This window comes from Pseudomonas citronellolis (assembly GCF_900112375.1).
In the GTDB taxonomy this organism is placed as follows: domain Bacteria; phylum Pseudomonadota; class Gammaproteobacteria; order Pseudomonadales; family Pseudomonadaceae; genus Pseudomonas; species Pseudomonas citronellolis.
Genome location: NZ_FOLS01000005.1, coordinates 228,428 through 237,852 on the forward strand (window position 1 = coordinate 228,428; position 9,425 = coordinate 237,852).

Here is a 9,425-nt window from a genome sequence, read left to right on the forward strand (position 1 = left end):
GTGTCGGCGCCTCAGTGCGGCGCGCGGCGGATGGTCTTGAGCAGGTCTTCCGGGCTGATCTGGCCGACCACCTGGCTGACCGCGCTGCCCGGTTGCGGCAGGTCGAGGATGTGGCCCTTCATCTTGCCGATCACGTGCATCTCGCAGGGCTTGCAGTCGAACTTCAGCGTCAGCACCTCGTCGCCGTGCACAAGCTGCATGGGCGCGACCTTGGTGCGCACGCCGGTGACGCCCTTGGCCTGCTTCGGGCACAGGTTGAAGGAGAAGCGCAGGCAGTGCTTGGTGATCATCACCGGCACCTCGCCGGCTTCCTCGTGGGCCTCGTAGGCCGCGTCGATCAGCTGCACGCCGTGGCGGTGGTAGAACTCGCGGGCCTTGTGGTTGTACACGTTGGCGAGGAACGACAGGTGCGCCTCGGGGTACACCGGCGGCGGGGTGCTCTCGGCCTTGCGGCTGCCGCGCGGGTGGGCGGCGACGCGGGCGGCGGTGAGCGCCTCGATGGCCTCGCGGCGCAGGGCCTTGAGCTGCGAGTTGGGGATGAAGAATGCCTGCGGCGCGTCCAGCTCGATGCGCTCGGCGTGGTACTGGGTGGTGCCCAACTGGCCGAGCAGGTCGTGCAGTTGCTCCAGGGCTTGCTCCGGCTTGTTGGCCGCGCCGAAGGGGCCGTCCAGGGCGACGCTGACGCTCACGCCTTCCTCGCTGGTGGCGGTCAGCTCCAGGCGTTCCTCGCGCAGGCGGGCCAGCCAGGAGAGGCCGACGCGGCGCTCGGCGGAGGTCTTCAGCAGGGCCTGCTGCCAGTTGTGGTCGAGGTTGCGCGACAGCGGATGGTTGGGGCGCAGGCGGTACAGGCCCTCGGGCATCTCGTTGGGCTCGACGCGGTAGCGGTAGCGTTTCTCGCCGTCTTCCTCGAATTCGCCTTTGGGCTCGGCGATGTTGGCGCGGAAGCCCACCACCTCGCGCTTGACCAGCACGTTGAGGCCGTCGCCGTTGGACAGCGGCTCCTGGGTGGCGACGATCAGGTCGCGCTTGCCGACCTTCTCCACCACGCCCACCGGCAGGCCGGTGAAGGTCGGCGAGTCGAAGGCGCCGATGTCGATTTTGCGTTCGCTGACGAAGTAGTCGGTGCTGCCGCGGTGGAAGGTCTTGTCCGGGTCGGGCAGGAAGAAGTGCTCGGTGCGGCCGCTGGAGGCGCGGGCCAGGTCCGGGCGCTCGGCGAGGATGCCGTCCAGGCGCTGGCGGTAGTAGGCGGTGATGTTCTTCACGTAGCCCATGTCCTTGTAGCGCCCTTCGATCTTGAACGAGCGCACGCCGGCGTCGACCAGCGCGCTGAGGTTGGCGCTCTGGTTGTTGTCCTTCATCGACAGCAGGTGTTTCTCGAAGGCCACCACGCGGCCCTGGTCGTCCTTCAGGGTGTAGGGCAGGCGGCAGGCCTGGGAGCAATCGCCGCGGTTGGCGCTACGGCCGGTCTGCGCGTGGGAGATGTTGCACTGGCCGGAGAAGGCCACGCAGAGCGCGCCGTGGATGAAGAACTCGATGGCCGCGTCGGTTTCGTCGGCGATGGCGCGGATTTCCTTCAGGTTCAGCTCGCGGGCCAGCACCAGCTGGGAGAAGCCGGCCTGGTCGAGGAACTTGGCCCGGCCCAGGGTGCGGATGTCGGTCTGGGTGCTGGCGTGCAGTTCGATCGGCGGGATGTCCAGGTCGAGCACGCCCAGGTCCTGCACGATCAGCGCGTCGACGCCGGCGTCGTAGAGCTGGTGGATCAGCGCGCGGGCCGGCTCCAGCTCGTCGTCGTGGAGGATGGTGTTGAGGGTGACGAAGATGCGCGCGTGGTAGCGGTGGGCGAATTCCACCAGCCGGGCGATGTCGCTCACCTCGTTGCAGGCGTTGTGCCGGGCGCCGAAGCTCGGGCCGCCGATGTACACGGCATCGGCTCCATGCAGGATGGCCTCGCGGGCGATGCTCACATCGCGGGCAGGGCTGAGCAGTTCCAGATGGTTCTTGGGCAGGGACATGGTTTCTTCTTCATCAGGCGTGACACGGCAAGGCGCGCATTGTAGCGGCGAAACGCCCGCCGGGCACCCGTGCGCTGCCCGGTGGTGGCGCCGCCCGGCAGGGCGCTGGACGGCGAAGGGGCCCGGTCAGGCCTTGGCGGCCAGCGCGGTGACTTCCACGCGCATGCCTTCCACGGCCAGGGCGGCCACGCCGACGGCGGCGCGCACCGGCCAGGGTTTGGCGAAGAAGCGCTGGTAGACCTCGTTGAAGGCGGCGCGGTCGGCCATGTCGGTGAGGTAGATGGTCAGGTGCAGGACGCGCTCCATGGAGCTGCCGGCGCGTTCCAGGGCGGTTTTCAGCGCGCGCAGGGTGCACTCGCTCTGCTCGACGATGCCGCCCAGCTCCAGGCTGCCGTCCTCGCGGGTGGGGATCTGGGTGGAGACCAGCAGGCCGCCGAAGCCGGCGACGTCGGAGGAGATCGACTGCGGATCGGCGTCGGGGAGGAAGCTGAGGTCGTTGTTAGCCATGGGGGCCTCTTTCTGCGGGTGGGACGAGGGGCGGCAGCTTACCCGCCGGGGCCGGTGGCGTCATCCGTGCGGGACCGCCCCTCGGGCAACGCCGGTGCCGGGGCGTAGGGCGGATAACGCCTACGGCGTTATCCGCCGTTTGGCCTTGATTCCCGGCGGCTCCGGGGTTGACCTGGGCGTTGGCTGTGGCCTCGGCGTATCGGCGGATAACCGCGAACGGTTATTCGCCCTACGTCCAGGTCAGCGGTAGAAGGCCGAGGGCGCCACGCCGAACTGTCGGCGGAAGGCCGCGGCGAAGGCGCTCTGGCTGTCGTAGCCGTGCTGCAGCGCCACTTCCAGCACCGGCAGGCCCTGGGCCAGGGCTTCCAGGGAGAGCAGCAGGCGCGCCTGCTGGCGCCAGCGGCCGAAGGTGATGCCGGTGCTGCGCTGGAAGCGGCGGTGGAAGGTCTTCGGGCTCATCGCCAGCTGCTGGGCCCAGTGCTCGGCGCTGCTGCCTTGCGCCGGGTTTTCCGCCAGGGCGCGGCAGACCCGGGCGATGCGCTCGTCGTCCGGCCAGGGCAGGTGGAAGGGCAGCACCGGCAGGCTGCGCAGTTCGTCGAGCAGGAAGCGCATCAGGCGGCCGTCGCGGCTGTCGCTTGCGTAGTGCGCGGGCACCTGGGTGGCGGCCTGGATGAGTTCGCGCAGCAGCGGCGACACGTCGATCACGCAGTCGCCCAGCGGCAGGCCGTCGATGGCGTCGGGGTTGACGAACAGGCTGCGCACCCGCGTCACGCCGCGCATGCGCAGCGAGTGTTCGACGCCCGCCTGCAGCCAGACGCCGCGGGTCGGCGGCGTCACCCAGCGCCCGGCCGGGGTCTCCACCACCAGCACGCCCTCGATGGCGTAGATCAGCTGCGCCCGTGGGTGGCTGTGGGGTGGCACCACGTGGCCGCTGGGGTAGTCGATGGCGACGCCGGTGACCGGCATTTCCAGGGATTCGTAGGGCAGGCTGGCGTGGTCGACCATGGGGCGCGTCCGTTGCGGGGGAAGGGCGAGCTTAGCGCAGGATGACCCTTTCGCGACAACGATGGACCCTTTGGCGCGAGTTGGACGGCTGTGCCCTGCCTATGCTGGGCCCGAACTCCCGTTCGAGGCCAGACCATGCAAGCGAACCCGCAAACCAAGTACCGCCCGTTCCCCACCATCGACCTGCCCAACCGCCGCTGGCCGTCGCAGACCATCGCCCAGGCCCCGGTGTGGCTGTCCACCGACCTGCGCGACGGCAACCAGGCGCTGTTCGAACCCATGAACCGCGAGCGCAAGCTGCGCCTGTTCGCCGAGCTGGTGCGGCTGGGCTTCAAGGAGATCGAGGTGGGCTTCCCGGCCGCCTCGCGCACCGACTTCGAGATCATCCGCCAGCTGATCGACGAGGGCGGCATCCCCGACGACGTCACGCCCATGGTGATGACCCAGTTGCGCGAGGACCTGATCGACGAGACCGTGCGCGCCGTGGCCGGCGCGCGGCGGGTGATCGTGCACCTGTACAACGCCATCGCCCCGGTGTGGCGGCGCGTGGTGTTCGGCCTGTCGGTGGACGAGGTAGAGCAACTGGTGGTGCGCCACGTGCAGCTGTTGAAGGAGAAGGTGGCGGCGCACCCGCAGACCGAATGGGTGCTGCAGTACTCGCCGGAGACCTTCTGCATGGCCGAGCTGGAGGTGTCGCTGCGCATGTGCAACGCCGCCATCCGCACCTGGGATGCCGGCCCTGGACGGCCGATCATCATCAACCTGCCGACCACCGTGGAAGTGGCCACGCCCAACGTCTTCGCCGACCAGATCGAGTGGATGCACCAGCGCCTGGAACGCCGCGAGCACGTGGTGCTGTCGGTGCACCCGCACAACGACCGCGGCACCGGCGTGGCCTGCGCCGAGCAAGCGCTGCTGGCCGGCGCGCAGCGGGTGGAGGGCTGCCTGTTCGGCAACGGCGAGCGCAGCGGCAACCTCGACCTGGTGACCCTGGCGCTGAACCTCTACACCCAGGGCATCCACCCGGGCCTGGACTTTTCCGACATCGCCGGCGTGGCGCGGGTGGCCGAGGCCTGCACGGGGCTGCCGATCCACCCACGGCATCCCTACGTCGGCGACCTGGTGTTCACCGCCTTCTCCGGTTCGCACCAGGACGCCATCGCCAAGGGCTTCGCCGCCCAGGCCGCGGACGGTTTCTGGGAAGTGCCCTATCTGCCGATCGACCCCCGGGACCTGGGGCGCACCTACGACAGCATCGTGCGGGTCAACAGCCAGTCGGGCAAGGGCGGCATCGCCTACCTGCTGCAGCGCGACCACGGCGTGGTGATGCCGAGGCGGATGCAGGTGGAATTCAGCGCCATCGTGCAGCGCCAGGCCGACAGCAGCGAGACCGAGCTGAGCAGCGAGGCGCTGTGGCAACTGTTCGCCCAGACCTACCTGGCCCCGGCGCGACCCGGCGGCGCCCTGGTCTACGTCGGCCACCGGCTGTTCGAGGCCGAGGGTGGGCAGGGCATAGTGCTGGAGGTGGAACTGGCCGACGGCCGCCGCCGGCAACTACAAGGTGTGGGCAACGGCCCGATCGACGCCAGCGTGGCGGCCCTGGGCCTGCCGATCCGCATCGACGGCTACGAGGAACGCAGCCTCGGCAGCGGCGCCGACGCCCAGGCCCTGGCGCTGGTGGAAGTGGCCTGGCCGGGCGAGGCGGGCACGCGCTTCGGTGCCGGTTGCCATGCCAACATCGTCAGCGCGTCGATTCAGGCTGTGCTTTGTGCGGTGTCGCGCTTTGCTGGGAGTGGTGAGTTGCTGGGGGACGTGTAGCGACTGGAGTGGCTTTTCGTAAGAGCGAGGGGGACGCCTAGTTCTTGCTCGCGAACGGGGTTTACTGGTGACTTCGGCGTGTTCGGCTGACTCCGCTCCCTCTCCCTAACCCTCTCCCTGAAGGGAGAGGGGACCGTTGGGCAGATGCTGATAGTTCGGCGTTAGCCGGCTAGCACTGTGATTACCGGCTGAACCATTCCTTCTCTCGGCACGGATAAGCCCCCTCTCCCTTCAGGGAGAGGGCTGGGGAGAGGGCGCTCTTGCACCCAACACCGTAGCCACCGGTAAATCCCATTCGCGAGCAAGCTCGCTCCTACGAAGAGCGCCCCGGAGCGGCCTACGAAAGCCCGCTGCCCACTAAAGCGGAAAAGGCCGCAACCGCCCCCGCGGGCCATCCACCGCAAGGGCACCCAGCACCAACCGACTCACGCTTTCAGCCACCGCCCGGTAGTCCGCCTCCGCCGGCCGTGTCTTGCCGGTGATCAGCGATGCCTGCCAGCCGAAGTGGGTGTGCGCCTGGGTGGCCGACCAGAGGAACAGCAGCAGGTGCTGCGGGTCGGCCGTGGCGATCAGGCCGCGTTCCATCCAGTTGCGCAGGCAGGCGAGGTTGTCCTGGGCGGCCTGGCGCAGGCGTTCGCCGCAGGGGGCCGGCAGTTGCCGGGCGCCCAGCAGCATTTCGCCAAGCACGGCCTTGTAGGTGTGCGGGTGCTCGTGGGCCACGCGCATCCGCGCCTCGATGTAGGCGGGCAGCGCCTGCTCCGGGGGCAGTTCGGCGCGCAACAGGGCGGCGGCTTGCAGCAGCGGTTCGACCAGGGTTTCCAGCACCCGCGCGTAGAGGTTCCGCTTGTTCTGGAAGTAGTAGTAGACGTTGGCCTTGGGCAGCCCGACGCGGGCGGCGATGTCTTCGGTGCGCGCGGCCTGGAAGCCCTTGGCGGCGAATTCCTGGCTGGCGGCCTTGAGGATCAGGCGCAGGTTGCGCTCGCGGATGCCCAGGGCTTCGCTGTCATCGACGGCCGCCTTGCGGCGGTTGGCGGGGGTACGGGCAGGGCGGGTGGCCTGGTCGCTCATGGGGTATCCGGGGACTGCTATCGCTATTTACAAAAGTATATAGCACTAGGCGAGGCCTTGTCCCCTGGACCTTCCGCCGCCTCAGGGCAGGGTGTACAGACGCAGCAGCATGCGTTGCTGTTCCGAGGGCCGGCCGAAGTAGCGGCTGTACAGCGCCTCGCCGCCGGGGCCGCGCAGGGTTTCGCTGATGGCGCGGTCCACCAGCAGGCGGAAGGCGTCGTCGTCGCGGGGCAGGGCCAGGGCGACGCGGGCCACTTCGAACAGGTGCTCGGAGACCTGCAGGCGGTCGCCTTCGGCCGAACGGGCCTGGTAGTTGAGCAGCGACAGGCGCTCGCCGAAGAAGGCGTCCACCTGGCGGCGCAGGACGCGCTCGACGCCTTCTTGGTAGCTGCCGACTTCCTCCAGGCGCGACTGCAGGCCCAGGGCGCGGGCCTGCTGCTGCGCCCATTGCACGTTGGTGCTGCCGCGCAGCACGGCGAAGCTGCGCTTGTTCAGCCCCTGGTTGATGGTCGCCCGCCAGGTCGGGGTGCGTTCGCGCGGGGCGCCGCTGAGCGCGGCCAGCAGGGTGGGGTCGGCGTCGCGGCGGAGGATCACCCCGAGGCCGGCGGTGAACACCGGCAGCGAGAAGCTGACGCTCTCGCGGCGCTGCAGGGTTTCCACCAGCGGGCTGCAGAACAGGTCGACCTGGCCTCCGTGCACGGCTTCCAGGGCCTGCTCCAGGGGCAGCGGCCGGTAGCGCACCTGCAGCTCGCCCAGGCCCGGCTGGCTGCGCAGGCGGGCGACCAGCGCCTGGCACAGGTCGATGGCGTAGCCGCTGGCCGTGCGCTCGTCGCCCTCGGAGAAGGGCGCGTTGTCGGCCAGAAAGCCCAGCGTCAGAGTATGGCTGGCCTGGATGCGCGCCAGGGTGTCGGCCTGGACGGCGGGCACCAGCAACAGCAGCGCGAGCAGAGGAGCGAGCAGGCGGTTCATGGCGACTCCGGCGGCGCGGCGAGGCGCTCGTAGGCCTTGACGAAGCGCTTGGCGATGAAGCCGAACAGCAGGTAGCCGACCACCATCACCAGGGCCGCGCCGAACACCGCTTCCAGCCCCGAGGCGTAGAGCGCGTAGAAGCAGTAGCAGGCGGCGACCAGCATCACGGCGGTGTTGCGGCGCACCAGGTCCAGGCCGACGCCGGCCTTGTAGAGGATCACCACCAGCCCGGTCAGCGAGGTGATGTAGGGGATGATGTTGGTGACCGCCGCCAGGCTCACCAGCTTGTTGAACTGGGCGGTGGCGTTGGGCGAGATGGTCGAGAGGGCGATCAGGCTCTGCAGCACCGCGCAGGTGACCAGCCCGGCCAGCGGCGCGCCGCGCCCGGTGACGCGGGTGAACAGCTGCGGGAACAGGCCCTGGGCGGCGGTGACCTTGGCCGTCTCGGCCAGGGTGAACTGCCAGCCCAGCAGCGAACCGACGCAGGCCATCACCGCCAGGGCCATGACCAGGTTGCCCACCCCGTCGTTGAACAGGCGCGCGTAGGCCAGGGCGAAGGGCGCGCTGGAGTTGGCCAGTTCCGGGTTCGGCACCAGGCCCTGGATCACGGTGGTGGACAGCACGTACACCACCGCCGCGCCCAGGGTGCCCAGCAGGCAGGCCAGCGGCACGTTGCGCTTGGGGTTGTCCACCGCGTCGGAGTTCTGCGCCGCCGACTCCATGCCGAGGAAGGCCCAGAGCGTGAGTGGGATGCTGTCGGTGATCGCCTGGCTGACCGGCAGGTCGTTTGGGTTCCAGGCGGCGGCGAAGACCTCCGGGCGGAACCAGAACCAGCCGAAGAAGCCCAGCCCGGCCACCGGGATGATCACCCCCCAGACGGTGACCGAGCCCAGCCGCCCGGTGATCCGCGGGCCGCCGAAGTTGGCCAGGGTGGTCAGCCAGATCAGCCCCAGGGTCCCGAGGAGCAGGGGCACCGAGCCGCTGCCCAGCCAGGGGAAGAAGGGCGTCAGGTAGCCCACCGCGGAAAGGCTGATGGCGACGTTGCTGATCACCAGGGACAGGAAGTACAAGTACGAGCAGAGGAAGAACGCCGACTTGCCATGGGCCTCCTCGCTGTAGGCGGACATGCCGCCGGAGCGCGGGCAGTAGATGCCGCACTGGGCGAAGCAGTAGGCGATGGCCATGGAGCCCACGGCGGTGAACACCCACGACAGCAGCGAGACCGCGCCCAGCTGGGCCATGCTGGAGGGCAGCATGATGATCCCCGAGCCCATCATGTTGACCATCACCAGGGTGGTCAGCCCGGTGAGGCCCATCTTCCTGGTCGCGGCCATGCAGGCCTCCTGGGGCGGTGAGCGAAGCGGCGGAATGCTCAAAGAATAGGCACGGCCTGGCGGGGCGGCCATCGAGTGGCGGGGTGTTTTTCAGGAATGGGATTGGGGTGGCATTTGCGGGGGAGTGGAGTACAGGTTGGCAGCGGAGTGGCGGTGAAGTCCGTTGCCCTCACCCCAGCCCTCTCCCGGAGGGAGAGGGGGCCGTTTGGAGCGAGCGCAGAATCCGGAGTCATCCTGAGCGCGTAGGGCGTATAACCGTTCGCGGTTATACGCCGTTGGCCGGCGCGCCGATGCCTGACGATTCTGGCCCCGTAGGAGCGGACTCCGTCCGCGATTGGTTTGACTAGACGGATGAGGGGGCAGGGAGCTTCGTGAATGCGCTTCACGCCGAACGGTTCCCTCTCCCGCTTGCGGGGGAGGGTTAGGGAGGGGGAGCGGAGTCAGGGTTGGCAGAGGTGTGTGGGTGGAGTCCGTAACCCTCTCCCCAGCCCTCGGCTGCGCGCCCCGCCCTGAAGGGAGAGGGGGCTGTTTGGAGTGGGTGGGGAGTTCGGAGTCATCCTGATACTCCTAACCCCAACCCCGTCATTCCCGCGAACGCGGGAACCCAGTGGCTTGGGGGCTTGGTGTAGCGCGCCGCTCCGAGTCTGCGGAGATTTTTTGTTTCGCCCCCTCGGGCGAGTCCCTTTTGTCAAACGGTGGAAGGCCACCCCCG

General features: G+C 69.1%; 7 protein-coding genes. 1 reads left to right on the plus strand and 6 read right to left on the minus strand.

Going from position 1 to position 9,425, the window contains the following annotated elements; translation table 11 throughout:
• Positions 1-11: 11 nt before the first annotated feature.
• From BM060_RS07270 to BM060_RS07280, 3 genes are all read right to left on the minus strand, one after another.
• A complete protein-coding gene (locus tag BM060_RS07270) occupies positions 12-2,012 on the minus strand; it encodes a peptidase U32 family protein (protein ID WP_074978707.1) in 2,001 nt (666 codons plus the stop codon).
• 126 nt (positions 2,013-2,138) lie between these two features.
• On the minus strand, positions 2,139-2,519 hold the full coding sequence (locus tag BM060_RS07275) for a RidA family protein (RefSeq protein ID WP_074978711.1): 381 nt from the start codon (positions 2,517-2,519) through the stop codon (positions 2,139-2,141).
• 240 nt (positions 2,520-2,759) lie between these two features.
• Positions 2,760-3,524 (minus strand): AraC family transcriptional regulator, encoded by a 765-nt coding sequence (locus BM060_RS07280; RefSeq protein ID WP_074978714.1) that lies wholly within the window; start codon positions 3,522-3,524, stop codon positions 2,760-2,762.
• Positions 3,525-3,659: 135 nt separating this feature from the next.
• On the opposite strand from BM060_RS07280, the gene BM060_RS07285 reads away from it, so the two are divergent.
• The gene (locus BM060_RS07285) at positions 3,660-5,342 is read left to right on the plus strand and encodes a 2-isopropylmalate synthase (protein ID WP_074978716.1); all 1,683 of its coding nucleotides are present in this window, start codon (positions 3,660-3,662) and stop codon (positions 5,340-5,342) included.
• Positions 5,343-5,699: 357 nt separating this feature from the next.
• Here BM060_RS07285 and BM060_RS07290 read toward each other — a convergent pair whose 3' ends face one another.
• The 3 genes from BM060_RS07290 to potE all read right to left on the minus strand — a co-directional run bounded on the left by BM060_RS07290 (position 5,700) and on the right by potE (position 8,713).
• Positions 5,700-6,410 carry a TetR/AcrR family transcriptional regulator gene (locus tag BM060_RS07290; RefSeq protein WP_083426733.1) on the minus strand — a complete coding sequence of 237 codons (711 nt, stop codon included), beginning with the start codon at positions 6,408-6,410 and terminating at the stop codon, positions 5,700-5,702.
• A gap of 81 nt (positions 6,411-6,491) precedes the next feature.
• Positions 6,492-7,379 carry an amino acid ABC transporter substrate-binding protein gene (locus tag BM060_RS07295; RefSeq protein ID WP_074978719.1) on the minus strand — a complete coding sequence of 296 codons (888 nt, stop codon included), beginning with the start codon at positions 7,377-7,379 and terminating at the stop codon, positions 6,492-6,494.
• A complete protein-coding gene (gene potE, locus BM060_RS07300; protein WP_074978722.1) occupies positions 7,376-8,713 on the minus strand; it encodes a putrescine-ornithine antiporter in 1,338 nt (445 codons plus the stop codon). Before potE ends, BM060_RS07295 begins: the two co-directional genes overlap by 4 nt.
• Positions 8,714-9,425 lie beyond the last annotated feature (712 nt).